Annotated in this window: 21 protein-coding genes; 8 read left to right on the top strand and 13 right to left on the bottom strand. The window is 61.1% G+C overall.

The window, feature by feature from the left end; all coding sequences use genetic code 11:
- Positions 1 to 4: 4 nt before the first annotated feature.
- The 3 genes from JO965_RS46695 to JO965_RS46685 all read right to left on the bottom strand — a co-directional run bounded on the left by JO965_RS46695 (position 5) and on the right by JO965_RS46685 (position 3,492).
- On the bottom strand, positions 5 to 961 hold the full coding sequence (locus JO965_RS46695) for an ornithine cyclodeaminase family protein (RefSeq protein WP_203448032.1): 957 nt from the start codon (positions 959 to 961) through the stop codon (positions 5 to 7).
- Positions 958 to 2,505 (bottom strand): M81 family metallopeptidase, encoded by a 1,548-nt coding sequence (locus JO965_RS46690; protein WP_203448030.1) that lies wholly within the window; start codon positions 2,503 to 2,505, stop codon positions 958 to 960. Before JO965_RS46690 ends, JO965_RS46695 begins: the two co-directional genes overlap by 4 nt.
- Positions 2,506 to 2,646: 141 nt before the next feature.
- The gene (locus JO965_RS46685; protein WP_246777345.1) at positions 2,647 to 3,492 is read right to left on the bottom strand and encodes a transporter substrate-binding domain-containing protein; all 846 of its coding nucleotides are present in this window, start codon (positions 3,490 to 3,492) and stop codon (positions 2,647 to 2,649) included.
- 139 nt (positions 3,493 to 3,631) lie between these two features.
- Here JO965_RS46685 and JO965_RS46680 point away from each other — a divergent pair, with 139 nt between their 5' ends.
- On the top strand, positions 3,632 to 4,525 hold the full coding sequence (locus JO965_RS46680; RefSeq protein ID WP_203448028.1) for a LysR substrate-binding domain-containing protein: 894 nt from the start codon (positions 3,632 to 3,634) through the stop codon (positions 4,523 to 4,525).
- A gap of 179 nt (positions 4,526 to 4,704) precedes the next feature.
- Entirely contained in the window at positions 4,705 to 6,138 is a 1,434-nt protein-coding gene (locus JO965_RS46675) for a DUF6880 family protein (RefSeq protein ID WP_203448026.1), read from the top strand.
- A gap of 43 nt (positions 6,139 to 6,181) precedes the next feature.
- On the opposite strand, the gene JO965_RS46670 is transcribed toward JO965_RS46675, so the two are convergent.
- Positions 6,182 to 6,862, bottom strand: coding sequence for an RES family NAD+ phosphorylase (locus JO965_RS46670; protein WP_203448024.1), 681 nt, complete (start codon positions 6,860 to 6,862; stop codon positions 6,182 to 6,184).
- A 2-nt stretch (positions 6,863 to 6,864) separates the two neighbouring features.
- Positions 6,865 to 7,257 carry an MbcA/ParS/Xre antitoxin family protein gene (locus JO965_RS46665; protein WP_203448022.1) on the bottom strand — a complete coding sequence of 131 codons (393 nt, stop codon included), beginning with the start codon at positions 7,255 to 7,257 and terminating at the stop codon, positions 6,865 to 6,867.
- Between the two features lie 221 nt (positions 7,258 to 7,478).
- On the opposite strand from JO965_RS46665, the gene JO965_RS46660 reads away from it, so the two are divergent.
- The gene (locus tag JO965_RS46660; protein WP_203448020.1) at positions 7,479 to 8,120 is read left to right on the top strand and encodes a hypothetical protein; all 642 of its coding nucleotides are present in this window, start codon (positions 7,479 to 7,481) and stop codon (positions 8,118 to 8,120) included.
- A gap of 46 nt (positions 8,121 to 8,166) precedes the next feature.
- On the opposite strand, the gene JO965_RS46655 is transcribed toward JO965_RS46660, so the two are convergent.
- Together JO965_RS46655 and JO965_RS46650 are read right to left on the bottom strand one after the other, a co-directional pair.
- Complete coding sequence (locus JO965_RS46655; protein WP_246777344.1) at positions 8,167 to 11,124, bottom strand: DNA translocase FtsK; 2,958 nt, start codon at positions 11,122 to 11,124, stop codon at positions 8,167 to 8,169.
- Positions 11,125 to 11,389: 265 nt separating this feature from the next.
- Positions 11,390 to 11,989: a hypothetical protein gene (locus JO965_RS46650; RefSeq protein WP_203448018.1), complete on the bottom strand. Its 600-nt coding sequence runs from the start codon at positions 11,987 to 11,989 to the stop codon at positions 11,390 to 11,392.
- Positions 11,990 to 12,236: 247 nt separating this feature from the next.
- On the opposite strand from JO965_RS46650, the gene rnhA reads away from it, so the two are divergent.
- Entirely contained in the window at positions 12,237 to 12,719 is a 483-nt protein-coding gene (gene rnhA, locus JO965_RS46645; protein ID WP_203448016.1) for a ribonuclease HI, read from the top strand.
- A gap of 117 nt (positions 12,720 to 12,836) precedes the next feature.
- On the opposite strand, the gene JO965_RS46640 is transcribed toward rnhA, so the two are convergent.
- Positions 12,837 to 14,056, bottom strand: a protein-coding gene (locus JO965_RS46640) for an IS3 family transposase (RefSeq protein ID WP_203448014.1) whose coding sequence is annotated in 2 segments (ribosomal slippage) — positions 12,837 to 13,708 and positions 13,708 to 14,056 — 1,221 coding nt in all. Because the reading frame shifts where the segments join, the coding sequence is not laid out codon by codon here.
- A gap of 1,189 nt (positions 14,057 to 15,245) precedes the next feature.
- Between JO965_RS46640 and JO965_RS46635 the strand changes: the two genes are divergently transcribed.
- A complete protein-coding gene (locus JO965_RS46635; protein WP_246777342.1) occupies positions 15,246 to 15,695 on the top strand; it encodes a peptidoglycan-binding domain-containing protein in 450 nt (149 codons plus the stop codon).
- Positions 15,696 to 15,767: 72 nt separating this feature from the next.
- On the opposite strand, the gene JO965_RS46630 is transcribed toward JO965_RS46635, so the two are convergent.
- On the bottom strand, positions 15,768 to 16,190 hold the full coding sequence (locus JO965_RS46630) for a DUF3572 domain-containing protein (RefSeq protein ID WP_203448010.1): 423 nt from the start codon (positions 16,188 to 16,190) through the stop codon (positions 15,768 to 15,770).
- 265 nt (positions 16,191 to 16,455) lie between these two features.
- Between JO965_RS46630 and JO965_RS46625 the strand changes: the two genes are divergently transcribed.
- Both JO965_RS46625 and JO965_RS46620 read left to right on the top strand, forming a co-directional pair.
- Positions 16,456 to 17,592: a hypothetical protein gene (locus tag JO965_RS46625; RefSeq protein WP_203448008.1), complete on the top strand. Its 1,137-nt coding sequence runs from the start codon at positions 16,456 to 16,458 to the stop codon at positions 17,590 to 17,592.
- 189 nt (positions 17,593 to 17,781) lie between these two features.
- Entirely contained in the window at positions 17,782 to 18,450 is a 669-nt protein-coding gene (locus JO965_RS46620; protein ID WP_203448006.1) for a hemolysin III family protein, read from the top strand.
- Between the two features lie 125 nt (positions 18,451 to 18,575).
- Here the strand turns inward: JO965_RS46620 and JO965_RS46615 are convergent, their stop codons facing one another.
- The 4 genes from JO965_RS46615 to JO965_RS46600 all read right to left on the bottom strand — a co-directional run bounded on the left by JO965_RS46615 (position 18,576) and on the right by JO965_RS46600 (position 22,647).
- Complete coding sequence (locus tag JO965_RS46615) at positions 18,576 to 19,355, bottom strand: amino acid ABC transporter ATP-binding protein (protein ID WP_203447997.1); 780 nt, start codon at positions 19,353 to 19,355, stop codon at positions 18,576 to 18,578.
- On the bottom strand, positions 19,340 to 20,008 hold the full coding sequence (locus JO965_RS46610; protein WP_203447995.1) for an amino acid ABC transporter permease: 669 nt from the start codon (positions 20,006 to 20,008) through the stop codon (positions 19,340 to 19,342). Before JO965_RS46610 ends, JO965_RS46615 begins: the two co-directional genes overlap by 16 nt.
- Before the next feature lie 77 nt (positions 20,009 to 20,085).
- The gene (locus JO965_RS46605; RefSeq protein WP_203447994.1) at positions 20,086 to 20,895 is read right to left on the bottom strand and encodes a transporter substrate-binding domain-containing protein; all 810 of its coding nucleotides are present in this window, start codon (positions 20,893 to 20,895) and stop codon (positions 20,086 to 20,088) included.
- Positions 20,896 to 20,946: 51 nt separating this feature from the next.
- The gene (locus JO965_RS46600) at positions 20,947 to 22,647 is read right to left on the bottom strand and encodes a thiamine pyrophosphate-binding protein (RefSeq protein WP_203447992.1); all 1,701 of its coding nucleotides are present in this window, start codon (positions 22,645 to 22,647) and stop codon (positions 20,947 to 20,949) included.
- 109 nt (positions 22,648 to 22,756) lie between these two features.
- On the opposite strand from JO965_RS46600, the gene JO965_RS46595 reads away from it, so the two are divergent.
- A complete protein-coding gene (locus tag JO965_RS46595) occupies positions 22,757 to 23,512 on the top strand; it encodes an IclR family transcriptional regulator (RefSeq protein ID WP_203447990.1) in 756 nt (251 codons plus the stop codon).
- Positions 23,513 to 23,532: the final 20 nt, after the last annotated feature.

Raw genomic sequence — 23,532 nt, 5'->3', positions numbered from 1 at the left:
CGGCTTAGGAAGCGTGCGAGTTCACGCGGTGGATCTCGAGCGCCATCTTCACGTCTTCGATGCCAAGGCCCATGGACCGGAAGAAAGTGGCTCGACCGGCGGAGGGGGCTTGCGCCTTGCCGCAGGCAAGTTCACCCAGATCGCCGCGGATGTCGTCGCGAGACCATCCGTTCTCGGAGGCCAGCACCATCTCACCCGCGATGAGTGGAGTTGTCGACCGATCGTCGCAATAGACATTCATTCGGGTCAGGGCTTCTGGCGGAATTTCATGTGCCCGTGCGACGTTCGTGCTGATCGAGGTCACAAGCATTCCGGGCCTGATAAGCTCCATCGATAGAACCGGGGTGCCGGAGGACGTACAAAGCAGCACCACATCGGCGTCGGCCACCGCGCGAGAGCAATCGTTAACGATCTCAGGGACCGGTCGGAGTTCACCAAGGCGCGCCTCAAGGATCTCCTGCTTGGCGGAGATATTGCGTGAATGGATGCGGATCCGCCGCCACGGCCGAAGCGGCAGGACGTGACGCAAGTGAGCCAGGGCGATGGGGCCGCTGCCGATGATTGCCAGATTGGCGGCATCAGATTGGGCGAGGAGGTCGACCGCCAAAGCGGTTGTTGCGGCAGTTCGCTCCGTCGTCAGCGCCAGCGAGTCGCAGAACAGCAAGGGCTGGCCCGTTTCAAGGCCCAGCAGCATCGTCGTGGCAGTGACCTTGCCGCCAGACGGGGTGATCACATAGGGCGAAACCTTGACCCCGAAGACCCCATCCTCCGCCAGAACACCTGAGTAGGTGATGAAGTCGCCCCGGCTGTCGGGCAGCAGGGTGAGAACTTGCGGCGGCTGGGCCACACGGCCTTGTCCGTGCGCCTCGAAGAGGTCGCGCATCGCTGCGACGGCGTCAACCCGCTTCATCCGGTTCTCAACGGCAGCGGCATCAAGCCAGGCGGGGGAGGGCTGTGTCATGCTCGCCTCTCCACTTTGGCAGGCTGTTTGGAGGACCGGGAACGAATAAAGACTTCGGGGTTGTATGGGGTATTCGGGTCGAGCGGATACATTGGTCTCGGCACGCGGGTGAAGGTGAACTTGGTCAGGTCCGGAGAGGCCAGTGCCCCGCTGTCGCACACCAGAACACGACTTGCGATCGGCTCGAACGCGGCTCGGAAATGTTGCATGGATTTGACAGCGACGATCCTCTTGCTACGAGGGTCAATGCCGAAAGCAAGGAACTGCTGCAGGTCATGACACTGATGCGGCTCCGTGACGATAACAACCTGAACGGATCCAACCTCGATTACCGCCGCAGGCCCAAAGGACATGCGAACACCCGCATACATCGGCCCGTCACAGGTGTAGCTGCCATCGAACACACCCAGCAAGGTGCCGGTGAGTTCCAGAGGCGCACCGCCAAACGATGAGTTCACCTTGCCACCGAGGCGAAACGATACCGTTTCACCGGGCTTCCTGCTCCGCAGCTGCGAGGCAGTCTCGGGGTCCGCGATTGGGCAGAAGCAGGCGTCTGCGTCTGCCGCAATCAAGGCCTGAAGCAGGTTCGTTCCATCGCCGTACCCTCCAGCTCCGGGATTGTCGGCATAATCCGCAATGACTACCGGCCGATCATCGCTCGCAAGCGCGGAAGCTACTGCCTCCTCAGGGGATAGGAAGCGGTTGACGAGATCATGGCGCATGTCCCACATGGCCTTCGCCATCTCTTCGGCGAAGAGCCGGTGGGGCTCCGGATCTCCAGAATAAGTCACCGTGATGGTCGGACCGATCTCATCGATATCGGCATAAGGGAAAGCGCCGTTGACGCTCACCGCGAGAACGTTGGGCTCGCTTTCATACGCCCGGGCGCGGTCCATCACGGCGACAAGCGGCCCAACATCCGTACGGCCACCATTGGCGTCCTCCAGCATGGGCGGGCGCACGAAGAGGGTATGTGGCTTGATTTCGCCAGCCATGGTCCGGTGCAGCAATTCGCCCGCATGCCGGCCGGCCACGCGCATGTCGATATGCGGATAGGTCTTATAGGACACGAGAATGTCAGCCAGTTCGCACATGCGCCTAGTGACGTTGGCATGCAGATCCAACGTCGCGGCAATCGGAATATCCGGACCAACAACCGCGCGGAGGCGTTTGAGAATTTCCCCTTCGCCATCGCCTGAATGGGTTGTGACCATGGCTCCGTGGAATGCGAGCAGAACCCCGTCGAGCCGTGCCCGCTCTTTGCGGGCGGCGTCCTCGACGACTTTCACGATCTCATCAAAGGCCTCCTCGGTGACGCAGCCTGCCGGATTAGCGTGGGCACTGATGACATGAACCAGTTCCCAGCTCTTCTCGCGTGCAACATCCAGGAAACCTGCAACCTCGGTATTTGTCCCATCGAGCGCCCGCAGGGCCTCGTCACCCTGGAGCAGGATCACGTCGGCAAAGCGGTCGAGGGACGTCAGGCGAACGCTGAAGGAATTCGACTCGTGCATGATCTGTGCCGAGAGAACGCGAAAGGACATGGTCCGGCTCCAGGTTTGAAGGAGGGCAGGGGACGAGCATCGGTGAAGCGTCTGCTCCCTCGTGTCTCGTCCTCATGAAAAGAAGCAGCGTGCCCCGCCGGCTCCGCCGAGCGGGGCACTTTCAGCAACGTTGATGCTTTATTACTTTGCGGCGAGATCGCGCTTGAACCACTTCTGGGACAGCCGTGAGATCGTGCCGTCGGCCAGGGCCGATGCGATCGCCTCGTCGAACATGACTTTCAGGTCTTGGTCGGCTTTCCGTAAGCCTGCAGCAACACCCCGGCCCATGAAACCACCGGTGAAGCCGGGACCGGCAATGACGAAGTTCTCGAAGCCCGGCTTGCCCAAGGTGGTGTCGAGGGTCGTCGTGGCCGCGGCCACGGCGTCGACGCGCCCCGCCGCGAGATCGAGATCATGCTGCTCCGTGGTCTTGTACTCGCGGATTTCCACGCCCTGGAACAGGCGCTCCATCATGGTCGCAAGTGTCGTCGAGCCCTGGACGCCCACGACCTTGCCCTTGAGAAGCGGCTTGATCTCGTCAGCGGCCTTCTGAGCGGCTGCAGCGTCCGCACCGATATCGAAGACCTTGTCGTTCGGCACCTTTGCCAGGGGAGAGTCCTTGGGAACGAGGAAGGCACCGGGGGTGCGGGCATACGGCCGCGAGAAGTTGATGGTTTCCAGCCGCTTATCGGTGATCTGCATTCCGGCCATGATGGCGTCGTACTTGCCGGCGTTGAGCGCCGGAATGATGCCATCCCAGTCCTGGGCCACGATCTCGCACTTCACTTTCATCCGCGGGCAGAGCTCGGCAATGAGATCGATCTCGAAACCTTCGAGCTTGCCGCCAGGGCCCGTGAAGTTCCACGGGGCATAGGCTCCTTCCGTGGCGATCTTCACGGTTTCCCATTTCTTTGCCTGTGCGAAGGCACCGCCTGTGGCCGTCAGAAGCCCCAGAGCCGCCATGCCGAGTAGCTGAAGACGCTTCACCGAGCCGCTCCCCTTTTGAGTGTTTCTGAATCCGTCCAGCGGCCGACCAAAGCCTCCGCCAGGAGCCAAGACCTTGCTCTAGACAGGTAGGCTCACGCAATCGAGAATGTCTCCGGCTCAACCGTGAGAAAATCTAACAATGGCCGCACGCCGGCTTCCTCCTCTCAATGCTCTGCGGGCCTTCGAGGCAGCGGCCCGCCGCCGCTCGATCTCCCGGGCCGCGGAGGAACTCGGGGTGACGCATGGAGCGGTCAGCCATCAGATCCGGACGCTGGAAGCCTTCGTTGGCACCGATCTCCTGGAGCGGGCGGGCAACCGCTTCAAGCTGACGGTGGCAGGAGAGCAACTCTTGGGCCCTCTGAGCTCCGGGTTCGACCTTCTGGCAGCAGCCGTCATCAGCTTGGATCGACCGAGCGTCCGGGGCGACGTCACGGTGAGCGCGCCTCCTGCCCTGACATGCCTGTGGCTGGTGAAGACAGTCGGCGATCTTTTGAAGCAGTACCCGGACCTGCGGTTACACCTGCGTCCCTCAAACAGCCCGAAGGAGGTCATCGCCTCCGATGTCGATCTGTGCATTCGCTATGGCGATGGAATCTGGCCTGGTCGACGCAGCGAGCGGTTGACCGACACCGATCTTTTCCCGATCTGCCGACCGAATCTTCTCGCAAGTGGTGACATCCGTGAGCTGGCCGACACGCCCCTGCTATGTGCTGCAAACGGTCACGAGTGGGATCTCTGGCTGGCGACGGTCCCGCAGGGAAGCATCCTCACCGGAGGACGCCATTATCTCGGAAATCATCTGGCGATGATCGAGGCGGCTGTCGGCGGCCTTGGTCTCGCCATGGGAGACAACGTGACCTGTCAACGCTACTTGGAATCTGGGGTCCTTGTTCGACCGTTCGCTGAGAGTGTCCGGGCGCCAGCCTCATTTTTCCTGATCGATGCCGGCGATCACGAGCGGCGTCCGGCCGTAACAGCGGTTCGGCAATGGATCCTCGAAAGCTTCAATCGGGAAGCCGCTCGAGCCGCCTGAGTCCAGTACGGGAGACAATGGCGACGATCCAGACTTCTTGTCAAAATGTTTGTTATGCGAAATGTTATAATAGGTTAACAAACTTCATTCAGGCCCCCTCCCCACCGTGAAACCACCACGGATTGATCGTGATCCGTCTGACCCATAAATGAGAGCCCTGGACGCGCTCGGGATGCGACATGGCCTCACGGAAGACTCTAAACGCGAAGAACCTCGAGGCACTTGGAGCCGAGCGCCTGGCTGAGCTGCTGATCGAGATTAGCCGGGGCAATGCGGCGGCCCAACGCCGCCTGCGGCTGGAACTGGCCGGCGCCGCCAGCCCGGCCGACATGGCGCAGGAGATCCGTAAGCGCCTGACAGCCATTGCCCGGTCCCGCTCCTTTGTCGACTGGAACCACCGCAAGGCCCTTGTCGCGGATCTCGAGACCCAGCGACAGGCCATCAGTCAGGTCGCCAAAGTCGATGCAGCTGAAGCGCTGGACCTTCTCTGGCGCTTCATGGCACTGGCCAATTCGATCTTTGATCGCTGTGACGACAGCAGCGGAAGCGTGATGGCCGTCTTTCAATCTGCCTGCCGCGATTTGGGTGAGATTGCCAACTCAGCAAATGCCGCCCCTAACGTGCTGGCCGAGCAGGCTTACCGGGCTCTGATTGAGAACGAGTACGGTCAGTACGACGGCCTGATCGAAGTTCTGGCTCCAGCCCTCGGCCCATCAGGCCTCGACCACCTCAAGCAGCTCATCCTCAAGTTGTCACAGGAACCGCGGCAGAAGCCTCGTGCTGAAGACCGGAAGGTTGTCAGCTGGGGTATAGGTGGTCCCTTGTACGCCAATGACTTGGCCGAGCGCCATCGCAGCAGCGTTGTTCGACTGGCGCTGGAGGCGATCGCCGATGCTCAGGGAGACGTTGACGGGTTCATTGCACAACAAGGTGAGAAGGCACGGCACGTCCCGAGTGTTGCTGTGGAGATTGCTCGCCGGCTGTTGGCTGCAGGGCGCGCCGAGGAGGCGTGGGCTGCCATCAATGCCGTCGATCAGGATCGACTCGGCTGGATTCCTGTCGAATGGGAGCAGACTCGGCTTGAGGTTCTCGAGGCCCTCGGCCGAGTGGATGAGGCGCAGGCGTTTCGCTGGGCCTGCTTCGAGCGCTCGCTCAACCCGGACCATCTGCGCTCCTATCTCAAGCGCCTGCCCGACTTTGAGGATCTTGAGGCTGAGGAGCGGGCTATCGCCCATGCCCTGAGCCATCCGAGCGTGGACCATGCATTGGGTTTTCTGGTGAGCTGGCCGGCGCTGGACCAAGCCGCGCGCTTGGTTCTTGCCCGTGCAGACGAACTCAATGGTGACTTCTACGAGATCCTGGCGCCGGCCGCGGCTGCGCTGGAGGCGAAGCATCCTCTTGCAGCCACCGTTCTTCGTCGGGCCCTGATCGACTTTGCTCTGGAGCGGAACCGGACCAAACGGTATCAGCACGCCGCTCGCCACCTCGAGGAGTGCGAAAACCTTGCGGACCGGATCGAGGATTTCGGCAGGTTCGAGACTCATGATGTCTACGTGAGGCGCCTCAAAGCCCAACACGGCCGCAAAAGCTCATTCTGGAGCTTCGTTTCTTGAGGACCTCACCGCCACTGCAGCCCTGCCCGTACAATAGCAAAGGCTAGAGGCTAAGATCTCGCTTCTCGTAAACGGTGCTGATCGAACTGCCATCCCAGACATAGGTCAGGTGCCGCTCCTGGCGGCAGTTCGACAGAACCCGAGGCTTGAAGATGGCCACGCATTCACCGCCCGGTTTGCGCACGCTGTCATACGCAAGACCAGAGGAGCCGCTGTTGCGGATCTCAATCGCAAGAGCCTGTGACGCAGTATAGCTGCTCGGGTCATAGATCCCCAGCATGGTGTCCTTCATTCCCCGGATGTCATGCAGCACCGCATCGAGGTCAACGGCGTATACCCGCATATCGAGCTCGATTCTGGGCTCGCTGGTTGCGCGCAGAAATGCCTCCCGGTGGTGCTTGGTTTCGGCAATCGCCGTCTCGAGTGTCCGGCCTGCGTAGAACACGCCAAAGCTGCCATCGGTGAAGCGGCTGCCGTAAGGCGGCAGGTGAGTGAATGCCGCCATGATCGGGCTGGTGCCGGGGCCGCTGATCCGATCTTCCGGAGGGACAAGGTTGAGAGCGCCCACCTCATCCCGCAACCGGTCATTGGTCATGCTCTCGATGTCGAGGACCGTTTCGAGATCGGCTGGATCGGTGACCCGCTCGAATAGATTGATCGGCGGGAAGCGGCTCGGGATGATCCGGTAGCAGGGTAGCCATCGGACAGCAGACTGAGAGATCAACCTTAGCCTCGCTGGGCGTCGATGTAGCGGCGGACGAGATGAAGATCGGCAACATTCCCGCCAAGCATCACGTCAAGCGCCGAGCGGCCATTGAAAGGTTGGGCGGCATTCGGCTTTTTCACCCAAGAATCCGCAGCCTGCTCACTTGGCAGAAGGATCTGGAGACCACGATAGATGCCAAAGATGTAGGACAGGCGCTCGAAGGTATCCCTCGACAGAGAGGCCTCGTCAGGCCGGTCACGCCACTTGTAGAAGGTTGATCGAGGCGGCTGACCAAGCACAATCATCTGCTCGGCTGGGGTCAACTGCCAGGCATCGGCGATGCGGAAGAAAGTCCGAAGTCCCGGACCAGCTTTGTTGGGGCGTGGTGTGCTCTCGGCTCTTAAGGCAACCATGAAATCTCGTCCATTTGTGGACATCTTGCTTTATAATGCCACAAATGGACAACTTATCAAGGCGAAAGCGGTTCCTGTCAGCTTCACATTTATCGTTCCCTGCCCTGTCCCGGCTTGCATCGGAGCCAACCGCTGGAGCCTAAGATGAGCCCGTATTGTCTGCGGCTTCGCTTGATGGGTATACGGTCGGTGTCGAGACCTGAGGCGAAAGGAGGCATTCGGTGGCGCTCACAACCAAGGTCATCGATGGCGACCTCCTCACGCTCCGGATCATGTTCCCTGATGGCAGGACCGTGACGATGACAGCCGGCAGGGACGGCAAGAGCGTCAGCGTGGCGCCCAATGACCGGGAAATCGCCGAGAGGCTGTCTTCTATCTTCCATTGGAGCACCGACAGGGTGGGCGAACCGGGCTATCCGTTCACCAGCCTCAACCAGATGATCTATGGAATGGAAACACTGGCCCGGTCCGCGCTGAGTGTGGAACAGTTCATTGAGGGGCTGCGGGAAGTGCTGGAGGTGGCCGATAAGCATCCTGCGCCTGAGGTCGGCGTCAGAACTCCATCACTCACCGTCGTAGACCTGAGCCCGAGTGGCAACGGGTGGTTGGTCGATGCCCGCTTCCAGAGCGGGGAGCGCTTCAAGCTCGCCATCAACAAGGCCAGCATCGGCTGGGTCGCAGACCCCCGGGAACCCACGCGCGATCAAGCGGTCATGAGGCTTCTCTCAGGAGTGAAGAATGCCCGGGTCTCGTCGGATGAAGACCTTGCGCTGCTCGCAATGGAGGTAGCGCATTATTCATCCGACATCGCCGGGTGGCTCCAGGGACTGCACTCCGCCATCTCTGAGAAGTTGACGCCCTAGAGGGAAGCTCCCTTTTGCCGCATGCCGGGAAGACCGTTCAACCGCCCTAGTCCTCGAACTCGCCGCGCAGGATCTCGCGCTTGCCGGCATGGTTGGCCGGGCCGACGATCCCTTCCTTCTCCATCCGCTCCATGATGGAAGCCGCGCGGTTGTAGCCGATCTGCAGACGGCGCTGGATGTAGGATGTCGACGCCTTCCTGTGTCGCAGGACGATGGCGATGGCCTGCTCGTAGACATCTGCCGATGCGAGACCGGCATCGTCCTCATCGATCGGCAGCTCGGGAACATTCAGCTCCTCAGGTGCCTCATCATCGGCCGTGACGGCCTCGAGATAGACCGGCTCGCCCTGGCGCTTGAGGTGGTTGACCACCTTCTCGACTTCCGCGTCGGAGCAGAACGGCCCGTGCACGCGCGTGATCCGGCCGCCGCCGGCCATGTACAGCATGTCGCCCTGGCCCAGAAGCTGCTCGGCCCCCATCTCGCCCAGAATGGTGCGGCTGTCGATCTTCGACGTGACCTGGAACGAGATCCTTGTCGGGAAGTTCGCCTTGATCGTGCCGGTGATCACGTCCACGGAAGGCCGCTGCGTCGCCAGGATGACGTGGATGCCGGCCGCTCTGGCCATCTGGGCCAGGCGCTGGATCGCGCCCTCGATCTCCTTGCCGGCCACCATCATCAGGTCGGCCATCTCGTCGACGATCACCACGATGTAGGGCAACGGATCGAGATCCATCACCTCTTCCGTGTACGTCAGCTCCCCTGTGGCCTTGTCGAAGCCGGTTTCGACGGTCCGCGTAATCACCTCACCCCTGGCCTTGGCCTCGCTCACACGGGCGTTGAAGCCGTCGATGTTGCGCACCCCGAGCTTCGCCATCTTCTTGTAGCGATCCTCCATCTCGCGCACCGCCCAACGCAAGGCGATGATCGCCCTCTTGGGATCAGTCACGACGGGCGTGAGCAGATGGGGAATGCCGTCATAGACCGAGAGCTCGAGCATCTTCGGGTCGACCATGATCAGGCGGCACTGCTCCGGCGTGAACCGATACAGCAACGACAGGATCATGGTGTTGATCGCCACCGACTTGCCTGAGCCGGTGGTGCCGGCGACAAGCAAGTGCGGCATGCGGGCGAGGTCGGCGATGACCGGCTCGCCCCCGATGGTCTTGCCGAGACAGATCGGCAGCTTTTGAACCGATGCCGTAAAATCGGCCGCCTCCAACATCTCGCGCAGGTATACCGTCTCACGGGTCGCGTTCGGTAGCTCGATACCAATGGCATTGCGGCCCGGGATCACCGCCACGCGGGCCGAGACCGCGCTCATCGAGCGGGCAATGTCCTCCGAGAGGGCAATGACCCGCGAGGATTTGACGCCCGGCGCAGGCTCGAGCTCGTAGAGCGTGACCACGGGCCCTGGGTGAACATGAATGACCTCGCCCTTCACCCCGAAATCGCGGATGACCTTCTCCACGCGTCCGGCTCGCTCCTCGAGAATATCCTCGGTCAGGATCTCTCCCTCCCGCTGCGGCGGCTCGGCAAGAAGCTCAATGGAAGGAAGCTGGTAAGAGGCGAACCCGGAACGCTGCGGCCCGATGGCAGCCTCCTTCATGGAGGCGTGGATCTCCGCATCCTGAGCCGGGATCATCACTTCCTCAGGTAGGACTCCTTGCGCAACCTCGACCACCTCGAAAGAAGCGGCAGCATCCAATTCAAGATGATACTCCTCCAGCACCTGTTCCGGCAGCTCACCCGTTGTGGCAAATTCACTCTTGATCGAGGCGCTCTCCGGGACGGACGTTGGCTCCTCCACGATCGCGGCCTCCTCAATCGCCGGAACATCCGGCGCACGTCGCAAGGCGACCTTCGCCTCGGCTCTCAACGTGGTGTGGATGGTAGCAATGTCCTCCCCGCACAGGGTGAGGTATCCAAGGTCGACTTCCTCTGCCTGAGCCTCCTCCACGTTGGGGCTCATGTCCTCGACGACTTGCGCGACTACTTCAGTCCCGTCCTCACCACGCGCGAAGGTAACGACCTCTTGAACCATGTCCTCCAGAACCCCATGCTCGGTTCCGGCGGATTCCGCTACCTCAGATGCGTCATTCATGCTGATGTCGATTTGATCGCCAATCTCAGATTGCTGGCTCAGTTCCTGTCGCGCCGCCATGCACCCGTCCAGCGATTGCGGCTCCAAGAGCTCAGCGGCACCCTCGCACACTCCCAGTTCCGAATGCCCGTCGCAAAAGATGACCTCGGGCTCTATCGCCTCGGAGCCACACGACTCCTGGTGGGGTCCGGCCTGGGGCGCCTGGACTTCCCGTTCGTCGGCGGCTGCGTCAGCTTGCGTGAGTAGCGGGTGTTTCAGCGAGACGTCGATGCGGTACAGCGCCGACTGAAAGGCCGACGGAACGAACATCGTGGACGGAATGGTGGGGAGGGTCATCTGGGGCTCTGGCACGGACTGGGAAACCGTCTCGACAGTCCCGGAAACGGGTATCTGAGCACCATGCGCCTTAGATGCGGCGGGCGCCTCGACTTGCCTTGGGGCGTCTGGCGCCTCGCACTGCCCCACGGAGGGGGCAGGTAGCGGCTGCGTGGTCCCTCGCGCCTTGTGGGCGAAGGTCTTGACCGGGGGGGCCTCCATGGCGGCGCGAAGCCTTTCGATGCGCTTGTGGATCTCGTCCTCGGGCTTGTTCATTGCTACTTCGGCCAAACGATCCGCGTTCATCAGTTCGCCCGTTGGAAGGTCGAACACGTTCGTTTCCGGTGACTTCCTGATGAACTTGTCGGGCGTACGCGTGGACCGCACGCCGTGGTCGATCGCGAAAGCCTGCCACCAACCGGGCTCGGCTTGGCCCATGGCCAGCCACGGCTCCTCCCAGTTGGTGCTGGAGCTGTTGTTCATATCTTGGAACGGCAGGGCGCCACTCTCATGCGATCTCCTTGAGGCTCCATCCTCGGTCCGGATAGCGGACGGAAGATAATCGTTCGGCATGAAGATCTTACGCATGGATACTAACAAAGCTCGCAAATATCGCGGTGGGTCGGCCGGTGACCTCCACACTCTGGATGAGGCAGGTAAATACCCAGTTATTGGGATGCGCGACCATTCGATCCCGCTATGGCGCCCTCAAAGAAGAGCGTGTCAATGCCACACAGACGAAGAGGCTGATGAGGGTGGCGAGAATGATCACTCGAAGCATGATGAGTGGTGCTGGCGAGCTTGGCTTCTTAGACTCACGGCTGACGATGTTCTAAAACTCCGTACCGCGCCGTCAAAACTGCTGCCTACACTGACCTGAACCTTGGATCCTGACCACTGGAATGCGAATAGCTGGGTATCCCTGCCCTGAGTGGTAGTCCAAGCCTATGAATGCATCTGTGATGAGCTCGCACTCAAACACAACACCATCGAGGAACTCCGTTAGCTGCTCGATTCCCAAGTGCATCTCCCCTGTCCAGAAAATGAGGAAATACCGCTGCCAAGGGCCATCTTTCAGATCCCTCGGCTGGTCTTTCTTTGTAATCTCCTCTCGGAGTTGCTCAAGGAATCCCTCGCGGGCCCACTCGTGATAGTAGCGCTGTCGGCTATTGGCCTTGTGGGCCTTGATGGACTTTTCCAGCGTCCGCCTGTGAACGAACTCAGTCAGTTCGATCCCACAACGAACACCATTGATCTCCACCTCACAGTCAGGTGGGTCTCTCCCTTCGCCTCTGTGGCGTAGGTTCGTGAACTGAAGGCCGGCTGCTTCCAAGACTGTCCTCGCATCATTCTGTTCGTCCAAGTTGCGGTACTCGCGCGTGGTCGAACGAGCGCCTTGAACGGGCCGGAGTTGCGCGATGAGCTTGCGAAGCTCCTTCCTCTGATCGTCCATTGCGTCCCTCAGAAAACCCTATGAATCTGAGGATGCCACCCAAGACTGTAACTCGCTAAAAACACTCTCCCTGCCTCACCTCACAGAAGCTGCTTGAGATCCCTCTCGACAGGCTTTGTCGTTTGGCGAGAGCCCTTCTGTGGATTGCTGGCATCCGGTCAGGGGATCTTAAAACCTCCCCTGCTCTATACCCCCTTCCAGTTTGCTCACTGGGGCCATTCCTTAACGAACCTATCGAGAAATCCATATGACCGACCACGCCATTATCTTCACGGACGGCGCATGCCTGGGGAACCCTGGCCCCGGCGGATACGCTGCCCTGATCACCATTGCGGGTGAAGAGCAGATCATCGTTGGCCGAGATCGCTCCACGACGAACAACAAGATGGAAATGACAGCAGCCATTAAGGCTCTTGAAGCGGTCTCCAAGGATCTGCCCATCGTGATCCACAGCGACAGCCAGTACGTGATCAAAGGCGCGACCGAGTGGCTCCGTGGCTGGAAGGCCAAAGGGTGGCGCAAGGCTGACGGGAAACCTGTCCTGAACCAGGATCTATGGATGCAGATGGACGCCCTGATGGCTGGCCGGCAGATCACCTGGAAGTGGGTGAAGGGTCACGCCGGCCACCCCGAGAATGAGCGGGTGGACGGGCTGGCCAACTGGGAAGCCGTGAGGGCCGCGGCAGGGGGTGGAACCGACGGGAAGAGCGCTGAACCGGCGATAGCCTGATAACGATCCCTGAGGTGATGATCTCCATCCCCAGGCTCATCTCCCTAACCTGTGATGCTAACCTGTGATGATAGCTGAGCCGTTCAGATGTTGTTGCCCCCGAAAGATCGGACAGGATCACCCGGGTTGACGTGAGGCAATGAACTCACGTGGGGAACGATAGCCGAGTGCCTTGTGTGGGTGAAGGCTGTTGTAGTGCTCGAACCATAACGGCAGGCTCTCCAGTACGGTTCTCGCATCCGGGACCGGGCTGACGCGGGCGTAATCGCGCTTGATGGTGCGCACGAAGGCTTCTGCCATGCCGTTGCTTTGCGGACTCTGCACGGGTGTGGTCCTCGGCTCCAGTCCCATCTCTCGCGCCAGGCCCTTCGTCTCATGGGCGATGGAGCCCGAGCCATTGTCGGAGAGCCATTCGATGGTCTCTGGCAGTCGGTTCACCGGCCCAAAGCGGTATTCGACAGCGGTGATCATCAGATCCTGTACATCCTCACCCTTGATCCCTTCGGTCGTGGCCACATGGCCCAGCACCTCCCGGTCACAGCAGTCGAGCGCAAAGGCGACCCGCACCTTCTCGCCATTGTCACAGCCGATTTCGAAGCCGTCCGAACACCAGCGCAGGTTGGAGCGCTCCACGGCCACACGACCGTCGTGCCGGCGCGCCTCGGCCCCGCCGGCATGCCGCTGCAGCAGGAGACCGTGGGCCTTCATGACCCGGTAGACCCGCTTGTGATTGGGCGGCGCCCGGCCCTGCTCGCGAGCCTGGCGCACCAGAAGTGCATGCACGCGCCGATAGCCATAGGTCGGCAGGCTGCCGATGATCGCCTTGATGGATGCGACGAGTTCCTCCTCCGGCTCGGGCGGACGTCCCCGGCGCTTGACTGGTCGCCCTGCCGCTTGCTCGGCAATGTTCGAGCGGGCGACCTGAAGAGTGGCGCAGACGGCGCTCATCGCGAACCGCCCTTGGGCCATGACAGCGAGCGCAACAGCTGCTTTTTTGGCCCGGTGGCGACCTCCAGCGCCTCCTTGAGGATCTCGGCCTCGAGCGTCTTCTTGCCGAGCAGGCGCTGCAGCTCTCGGACTTGGTTCTGCAAGGCGCGGTACTCGGAGGCGGCAACGACCTCCTCCTGGGCACTGGTGGCGGTCAGTGCGCCTTGCGCGGCGAGCTTGCGCCAGCGGAAGAGCTGGTTGGGAGCGACCCCATGCCGGCGGGCCACCAGGCTGACGGTGGCGTCAGGTTCGTAGGTCTCCTGGACGATGGACAGCTTCTCAGAGGCCATCCAGCGGCGGCGGTGTTGCGGTCCATCGAGGACCTCTAACTTCGAGGAAGAACCAGTCATAGCACCAACACTACTCCTATCTCTTAGCGAGGTGGGAGATCATGTCCGGTCAATTCGGGGGCTACTTCATCAGATACGGTTCAAAGCCCCTACCCCACCCTCCCTGCTAGTGCTGGACGATGCCTGTCAGCGCCGCCAGTGAACACAGGGAGGCTTCCATGTTGAGCCGTTTGAAACGAGTAAGGCCGACGGCCACCTTGATCGCCGTTGCGGTATTGCTCGGTGGGTGTGTTACCGGCACAGAGATCTCTTACAGCGAGTATCAGTACGACCGCTATGGCGGGACTGAACGGACCTATGAGAATAACCTCTACGCAGATCCTTCATGGGGCATCGAGAGAGATAGATGCAGAACCGTCTCCAGACGGCAGATCAACAGCTTTGGCGAAGAGGTCGTCCGACGAGATCGCATCTGTGGCCCCGCAGGAGAAATAGAAACCGCAGAACCCTGGATCGGCCGAGCGCCTCGCCGGAGCGCCTATTCTGGCCCTGTCGAGGCCCCACCCGGGGATGTTCCATACGTCGAGTGATTGAAGACGGCCCCGGCTAGACCTCGTCAAGCCGCTTAAGATCGCTCCTAAGAACTGAATATTAACCGTGGCAGTTGCAAATCACACCCACCGGGCACGTTGCGTATCAGCCCGAGGTGGTGCGCTCAGGCACCAAGGCACCCTAGCCGAGGAAGGCCCCCTCCTCGGCTGAGGCGTTTCCCTGTGTGGATGCCTCTCGCATCCAGACGAGGCGCCATGCGAATCTACCCAACTGCGGTCAGGATATCGCGATCCACATTGAGAGCCCATCAGATCACCGGCCTCATAGAACAGCGCACGGCGATACAAGCCGCTTCGGGGCATCCTCAAACCATCTGCCAACAGTCACTAACTGCTCACTGTCATGATTGATTAACCATGCGAACCCAAGGGGTTCGCATGGGCCCAATTGCGCCACAAGCTCGACCCAATGGGGAACCCATGTACGCACACAATGCGCTCAGAAATTCAGCTAACGATCCGCGGGTAGGTTCATGAGTTATGTAAGAAACCGAGCAGGGTTGCAGTTTGGCGTAGCTGGCATAGGCCTCCTGGCTGCTACAGCAATCGGCTGGGGGTTGTTTGTGTACTCCGCCCTGTCTAATCGATCTGCGGAGCACACTATCCAGACTGAGACCTCGCAACTCCGGCAGCAGATTGTGACTGTTACCGCAGAGCGCGATCAGTTGGCGAAAGCAAACGATCAAAAAATCTTGGCCGGCCAAGATCTGAACACGATGCTGGTGCGAATCGAAGCAGCAACCGAAGAACTCCAGCAGCTGGACTCTCTGCGGGCGAGCGTTAGTCAAGCGATTGAGCAAACCCGCCTTCAGTTAACCGGACCGTCAGATCAGCCTGTAGCTATGACGGAAAGTCCCACGGTCGGCACGACGTCCTCCGTTCGCCTTTCCAAGCAGGAAATACGCACGGCGCAGGAAGCGCTTGTCGACTTTGGGTATGGAAAACTAAAAGCTGACGGGTCTCTAGGCCCCTCTACCCGCAAAGCCGTTGAAGCATTTGAGCGAGCCAAAGGTCTTCCCGTCACGGGCAAACTTGGAACTGCGACTCTGCAGGCTTTGCGAACCCACACTGCCTCGGTAACTCAATAGTCCCTCTGCGAGTATTCCTCCACCACTTACAACGGGTAGGTAGCTTGTTCCAGGAATTTCGAGCCACTGCTCTCACTCCCGATAAGGCCCGGTTATCGGGAGCGGGCCGGAACTGTCATCTGGATGGCTGCTGCTTTGGTGGAACAGGTTGCGCCTCGGTAGCTGAGGGGCCGCGTCGACCTTCTTATCAGACGGCTTTGCCTCAGGCTCCGGTGACAGATACACGACAGCCGCCAGGATCACGGCTGGCCGAATCCTCATCGCCTGATCGAGTGCCTTCAGAAGCTCATCATCCTTGGCCACATACTCGAGCACGCCCAGCAGGAAATGCGATGATGTCGCCGACTCGCGGATTGTCTCGGGCTGGAGGCCGGTGACGTTCAGAAACTGGATGATCCGATCGACGTCAGAGACGATGAAGTTCAGGACTTGAATGGCGACACTCTCGGCGTCGCCCCGACCGGCGATGACCCTCCCTTGGAATGTCTCGGTCATCTCAGCCTCCGCTGCCACCCGCATCTGCTGACACCCGGATATATCATCCAGCCCATCCAGTGATGATAGCGGCTTCAGGTACGCTTGAAAGTGTGCCCGTTCTGTTTCCCTTCCCGACGGATGAAGCATACCTACACCGATGGGTTGGAATTTGGCCAGACAGGTGTTAAGCCCCTGCCCGTCCCTACACCTTTTTTGGGCGAGAGATCAGGACACTGCCTCGTCCCGCCTCGTAGACCTTTTACTCACGATCAGGAATTGCCAGATGCCCGGCATCGCACGTCAGTTCGAGCCGCAAATTACCCGTAGCGGTGGCGCGCCCTCCAAGTTCCGCTTTACCGTCCGCTGCTCGGAATGTGCCCGTGCAGACACTTATGAGACCTCCAGGTCCACCAGCAATGACGCCGTCAAGGGCTACTTCAAGGATCGCGGCTGGCTGCTTGGCCGCGCCTCCTCCTTTGACGTCTGCCCGGCCTGCTTAGCCCAACCACGCCATACTCACGAGACGAAATCGGCTGCCTCGCGTCGCGAGCCCGGAACCTCGGAGAAGCGATACCAGAACACAGCCGACATTCTTGCCAGGCACCTGGGTAAGACCGAGGACCTGGCCGCAGAGGTCTTCCGCCCGAAGGAAGCCAAATCGCCGCAACCTTCCGCACCAAAGGCGTCGCAGCCAATGCACCCCACGCCAGTTCTTTCGCCAGAGGTCGAGCAGGCTCTGGCCGGTATGGCGGCGGACCTGAAAGGCTTGCGTGCGGCGGCAGAGATCATGGTTGACCAGGTGGGCAAGCTGGTGGCGCTTGGCGGCCGGCAGATCGAAGCCATCGCGCACTTGGCCCCTGCCCTCCTCCAGTCGACCGAGGGCCTCTCAGGCAGTCTCCGGCAGATTGCCAGCGCCGTTCAGACGGTCCCGCACCCGCCCGTCCCGGCGGTAGATGTGCAGCTCCCACCGGAGACCGCGTCTGACAAGGGCCAGACGCGAGCAGGTGATCCTGAACGAGCAGCGGCACCAGTGTCGGAGGTGCAACCATCCGCAGGACAGCCACGGGTTAAGCGAGTAGCGAAAGGGCGGACGGTTCAAACCGCGTCCGCTCCGGTAGCCGTCAGGTCGATTGCGGACAGCAAGCGCTCGGACCGGTACTACACCTCCATCCGCCTACCGCGCGAGCTTTGGGATCAGGCAGGCTTTGGGCCAGACGACAAGCTTCTGCTCGCCTGGAGCGGCAAGGCTCTGACCATCGAGCGTGCCATGGAAGGCGGCGTGAAGCCGAAGGCGGTTGGTGACACCTCGGTGGTGCTGCAATCCTGGAAGCTCGGCAACCTCAACTTCGATCAGCCCAAGATCGCGGGCGCCAACGGTTCTCTGCGCCTGACCGCGGGGCGCCGCAGCCCTGAGGCCTGATCGTCTCGACTAGCGACAGAGATCGGCCTCTAGTCCTCTGAGCAGCAGCCCAGATGTCGCGGCATTAGTCATGAGGCCGGCTGAGCCTGAGCTAGCCTTGTGATTTGGTCTGAACTGCGGTGCCGCCGTCAGGTCTGCCCGCTTCCTTTCTCAATCAACAGATACGCAGCAGGGGTTTGCTGCGGGGGAATGATCTTGCACCGACCGACTGCTGGGCGCTTCGAGTATGATCGTGCTGAACTCTGGGCCGACGGTATCATCCACGGCCTCGGTATCGTTCTAGGAGTAATCGCCGTTGCGGGGCTCGTGGGTGTTCTCCCGCCGAAACCATCGCTCTCAGACCTGTTGCCGATCCTGATCTATGGCATCGCGATGATAACGGTCTTGTTGATCTCGGCCGCCTACAACATGTGGCCGATCTCGCCTGTAAAGTGGTGGTTGCGCCGCTTTGATCATGCGGCGATTTTCCTCCTGATCGCTGGCACGTATACGCCCTTTCTCACTCGTATGAGCGGGGCATTCCTCCCCCAGATCCTCATGGTTTTAGTCTGGGCTGCCGCCTTGGTCGGAATTATTCTCAAAATTGCGCTGCCGGGGCGCTTCGATCGCCTGTCGATCATTCTCTACCTTCTGATCGGCTGGAGCGGCGTCGTCCTGTGGGACGACATCCTAGCATTCCCAATTGTGACCCTTTGGCTGCTCGCCGCTGGGGCGCTGCTCTACACGACCGGCGTCATCTTTCACGTGTGGGAGAGCCTTCGCTTCCAAAACGCGATTTGGCATGCCTTCGTTCTCGTGGCGACTGCATGCCATTACGGCGCGGTGCTATCGGCTGTCGATTTAATACAGGATGCATAGTTGGCTGAGCCAATCTGGGGTTCAGTTTGAGTGTGGTTCAGCGAAACCAACCTCAGTCCGGTTCGGTAACTAGCTATGACCGCTCAAACTGAACCGGATTTGCAAGTGGCAGGGAAACCCTCCCATCAGTCGTTGCTGATGGCGCGAAGGAAGCGGCGCGTGCGCTCCTGGACGGGGCGCTCGAAGAAGACCCGTGCCGGGGCCTCCTCGACGATCCTGCCGGCATCCAACAGCATCGCTCGGCTCGCAACATTTTTCGCGAAGCCGATCTCGTGGGTGACCACGATCATCGTCATGTTGTGCTCGTGATGCACCTGGCGGATCACCTGTAGCACCTCCTCGCGCATCTCCGGGTCAAGCGCGGAGGTCGGCTCGTCGAACAGCATCAGAGATGGCTTCATGGCCAGCGCCCGCGCGATCGCCACGCGCTGGCGTTGACCGCCCGAGAGCTGGAACGGATAGACGTTGGCCTTCTCCGCCATGCCCACCTGTTCGAGAAGCCTCATCCCTTCCGCGACCGCTTCGCGTTGCGGCAGGCCGAGGATCTTCCGGGGCGCAATCGTAATGTTCTCGAGCGCCGTCATGTGTGGGAACAGGTTGAAGTTCTGGAAGACGAACCCTGTCGACAGGCGGATCTTCTGCAACGTCTCCTGCGATGCTCCGTCGACGCGGTGCTCGCCGACCGAAATCGTGCCGCTGCTGATGGGTTCGAGCCCGTTTATGCATCGGAGCAGGGTGCTCTTGCCGCAACCGCTCGGGCCGCAGAGCACGAGGACCTCGCCCTTGGCGACATCGAGCGATATCCCGTTCAGGACGCTTACCGCCCCATAGGACTTCTGCACATCGCGGAAGCGGATATAGGCACCCGCGGGCTCGGTCTCCACCAGCATCAGATTGGTTGCCATTTCTGGAATCTCTCGAGCGAGCGCATGAACAGGGCATAGCCCCAGATGAGGGCCACGTAGAGCGCTGCCGCTCCCGTATAGAATTCCAGCGGCCGGAAGAACTGGACCGTCAACTCCTGGGCTCGGAACATGACCTCGGGCACGGCGATCAGCACCGTCACAGTAACGTTCTTGATCACCGTGATGTGGACGTTCGTCAGCGACGGCAGGGTGGCGAAGGCAGCCTGCGGCAGCGTGACGTAACGCATGACCTGCCATCGGGAGAAGCCCAGCGATTGGGCGGCTTGCGCCTGGGTCGAGGGAATCGCCTCAAGCCCTCCGCGGAAAGCCTCGCAGGCGAGGGCCGCTCCGTTGAGCGAGAGTGCGATGATCGAGCTCATCGTCGGGGACAGCGACAACCCCGTCAGGATGGGCATCACGTAGTGGATCCAGATGAGCAGGACGACCACCGGAAGGGTGCGGAAGAGGTCCACGAAGACGACGGAGAAGCCCCGCAGGAACCACTTCCGGGACATACTCATGGCGGCCAGCACGACCCCGAGGATCGTGGTCAGGATGATGCTGGGCAGGCTAGTCCACCAAGCATGCCACAGGCCGCCCGCGAGATAGGGGCCGTAGTCGGCCAGCACGCCGAACTGAAACTTGTAGTCCATGGATCCCGAGCCTCTCGCCTACTGCGTTCGGTACGCTGCCATTGCGCGGGACGGGATTGCCGTCCCGCGCGTGTCGATCAGCGAGGGCCTGTGGCCAGTTCGATGGGCAGTCCCCACTTATCGGCGAGGCCCCGATACCACCCACGCAGCTTCATGGCGCGGATGTAGGTATCGAGGAAGACCATGAGGTCGAGATCGCCGTAGCGGACGGCATGGTTCATCGTCGTCCATTCGGTCTCGTTGCTGCCGAACTTGATGTTCTTCAGCTCGGTCGGCCTTTCCTTGGCCCGCAGTTCGTTCGAGACGGAGTCACCGATATAGGCAGTCGCCCGGCCCTGCATGACCTCGAGCACGGCCGCTCCGGTATCCGCCAGGGGCGTTATCTTTGCCTTCTTGAACGTGCGCTGGCTGAACTGCTGCGCGGATGTCCCCGAGACCACGGAGATGACGTTGCCTTCCTTGTCGAGATCGGCCAGCGAGTTGACGGGGCTGTCAGCACGGACAACCGCCGTGGATGACAGGTATCCGAAGGGTTCCCCGAATGCCACGGCGGTGGCGCGTTCGGGCGTGGCTCCGAGACCGCTCATCACGACGTCCCACTTGCCCGCCTGAAGTCCCGCGACGAGACCGCTCCAGGTCGTGTTGACGAGCTCGACCTTGATTCCGGTCATCGATTCGAAGTTGCGGATATCGTCGACGATGTATCCCTCGTACTCGTTCGTCTTCGGGTTGAGCAAGACGAACTTGTTCCAGGGCGCCACTCCGACGACCAGCTTCTTCTCCGACATGATCCTGTCGAGCGCCGGACCTGCCGACGCGATGGTCGATGACAACGCCGCCAGGGCGAATGCCGCCGTTGCTACTGCTGTTGCTATGATCTTTCGCATGATCGCTCCCTCTTGTTTATCAGACATACACTCGAGGCAGGTTGTCCCGCCTCAGTGGACGGCGTCGCGCTCGAGGATTTCCTCGAAGCCAACGATCGGCGCGGTGGCGTTCGGGTCGATGACGACGTCGATCACGTAGGGGCCGCCCGCGGAGAGACCTCGCGCGATAGCGGCTTCGATGGCTTCCGCGTCCGTGATGCGTTCGCCCCGGCATTTCAGGGCACGCCCGACCTCGGAATAATCAATGTCGAGGAAGTCGCACTCCAGGTAACTTCCCATCAGCTTCTGCTCCCAGTGACGCTGGAAGCCAAGGGTGCCGTTATTGAAGACAACGATAAGCACGTCCACGCCGTAGCGCGCTGCGGTCTCCAACTCATTGAGCACGTAGCCGAAGGCGCCGTCCCCAGTCAGGCAGATGACCTTGCGCGCGGGATCTCCCATCTTGGCGCCGATGGCGGCTGGAAGACTCCAGCCGATCCCGCCGGTGCCGCGCGGCGAGAGAATGAAGCGTCCCGAACGCGGCACGTCGATATGGCTCATGGCCCATCCGGTGACGTAGCTCGCATCGGTGACGACGAGGGTCGCATCGTCCACCTTGGCGGAAATCTCGGCCAGAAGGCGCTCCGGCCTGATCGGGCTCTGGGATGACCGGGCAATCGGCTGGAATTCCGCGGCCCATTCTTCCTTCAGGCCGTCGATGCGCCGTCTTCCCTCGGGACTCGTCCTAGCGAGCCCGTGCTCCGCACAATGCATGAGGAGGTCGCGCAGCGTGTCCCGAACATCTCCGACCATGGCAACATGCGTGGGGAAGTTCCGGCCGACCTCCTCGGGATCGATGTCGAGGTGGATGAGCTTCGTCCCCGACTTCGGAAGTGTCCAGTTGCTGTAGCAGATCTGTCCGGTGCGGGACCCCATCACGAAGGCGACGTCCGCCTCGGCGAAAAGGGTGTTGGAAATCTGTCCGCGGCCGTACCGTCCGCCCGTCGTGGACCCGAGCGGCCCCACGGCGAGGGGATGATCATCCTTGATCGCTCCTCTCCCCGTCATGGTTGTCGCGATGGGAATGTCGAACAGCTCGGCGAGCATCCGTATCTCTTCCTGGGCCTCCGAGATGATCGTCCCACCTCCCGCGATCAGGAGCGGCCGCTCCGCCTTGGCAAGCAGGCTGGCCGCTGCCTGGATCGACTGGCGGCTTGCCCGTACCCGATTGGCCGGGAAGTGCGCGTAGTTCTGGTCGGCCCAGGTCTCGGCCTCTGCCTCGGCAGCCATGACGTCGTTGGGACAGAGAAGCACCACCGGTCCGGGACGGCCTGTTGTCGCGATCCGGAAGGCCTTCCTGACGGCATCGCCGGCTTGCTCCGCTGCATCGATGCGGATCACGTTCTTAACGTAAGGGGCCAGAGCAGCCGCATGATCGAGCGCGCTGCTGGCATGCTTGTCCTTGAGGGCCAGCGCGTGATCCTGGACCAGCGCTATCACCGGAACCGACGAGCGCTGGGCTTCCAGGAGGCCGGTGATGAGGTTCGTGGCGCCCGGTCCGAAGGTGGCGGCGCAGACGCCCGGTCGTCCCGTCACCTGGGCATAGCCATGGGCCATGATCGCGGCGTGCTTCTCGTCCCGAACGGTTACGATCCGAGTGAATGTCCGGTCGACGGCATGGAAAAGATGGACGGGGTCCTCCATCCCGAAGATGCACGAAACCCCGTGGCTCTTCAGGGTTTCGTAGACCAGTGCACCCCCGGTGGCCCGCATTCCATCCTCCCTCATCCATTAATGTGTTGTATATTATGCAACATGTTGTTTATTATCGTAGACACGCGTTTTACTTCCCGTCAAGCAACTAAAGAGAAGAACAGGATCGATGAAATCCATAGACAAGGCGATGAGCGCCCTCCGGCTTCTCGTCGATAGTGGAGGGGAACTGCGGGTCGGGGAAACCAGCCGTCACCTCAAGATGACGAGGGGCAACGCCTCGCGGCTCCTGGCATCCCTTGCGCGGGGAGGACTGCTCGAACAGGATCCCGCCACGCAGAGGTATCGGGCCGGCATCCTGTCGGTGGAGATCGCGGCAAGCTTCCACCGGAACTTCGACTTGGTGGAAGAGGCCCGGAAGGAGATGGAGGACCTTGCTCGTCAGACGGAGCATACGGTGTGGCTAGGCGTGCTCTCGGGCACGGAGGTCATCGTCCTCAAGACCGTTCGCGGCCCCCAGCCCATCCAGTTCACGGTCGAACCGGGCCACAGGCTGCCCGCCCATGCGGCCGCCATGGGCAAGGCATTGCTCGCCCTCAAGTCCGACCAGGAGATCCACGCGCTCTTTGCTGCCGATCCGGAGCCGCTGACGACGCAGACCAAGACGTCCATTGATGAGTTGCTGCGGGACATTGCCATGACGCGGATGCGGGGCTACGCGGTCTCGAACCAGGAACTGTTCGAGGGCGTGAAGGCCATCTCCGTGGGATTCGAGGATCCGCAGAAATCGATGGGCGCCGCCATCAGCGTTTCGTATCCGCTGTTCTCGATCGAGAAGACCGGAGATCAACCGATCATCGACGCGCTGCTCTTGTTCGCCCGGAGCTTCGGCACTCGCATCGGCGACAAGCGGTGGATGTTGTAGGGCGCGGCGGTCACCTTCTT

Source organism: Microvirga sp. VF16 (genome assembly GCF_016864375.1).
Classification (GTDB): Bacteria; Pseudomonadota; Alphaproteobacteria; order Rhizobiales; family Beijerinckiaceae; genus Microvirga.
The sequence above is the reverse complement of the archived record's forward strand: the minus strand, read 5'-3'. Positions and strand labels throughout refer to the sequence as shown.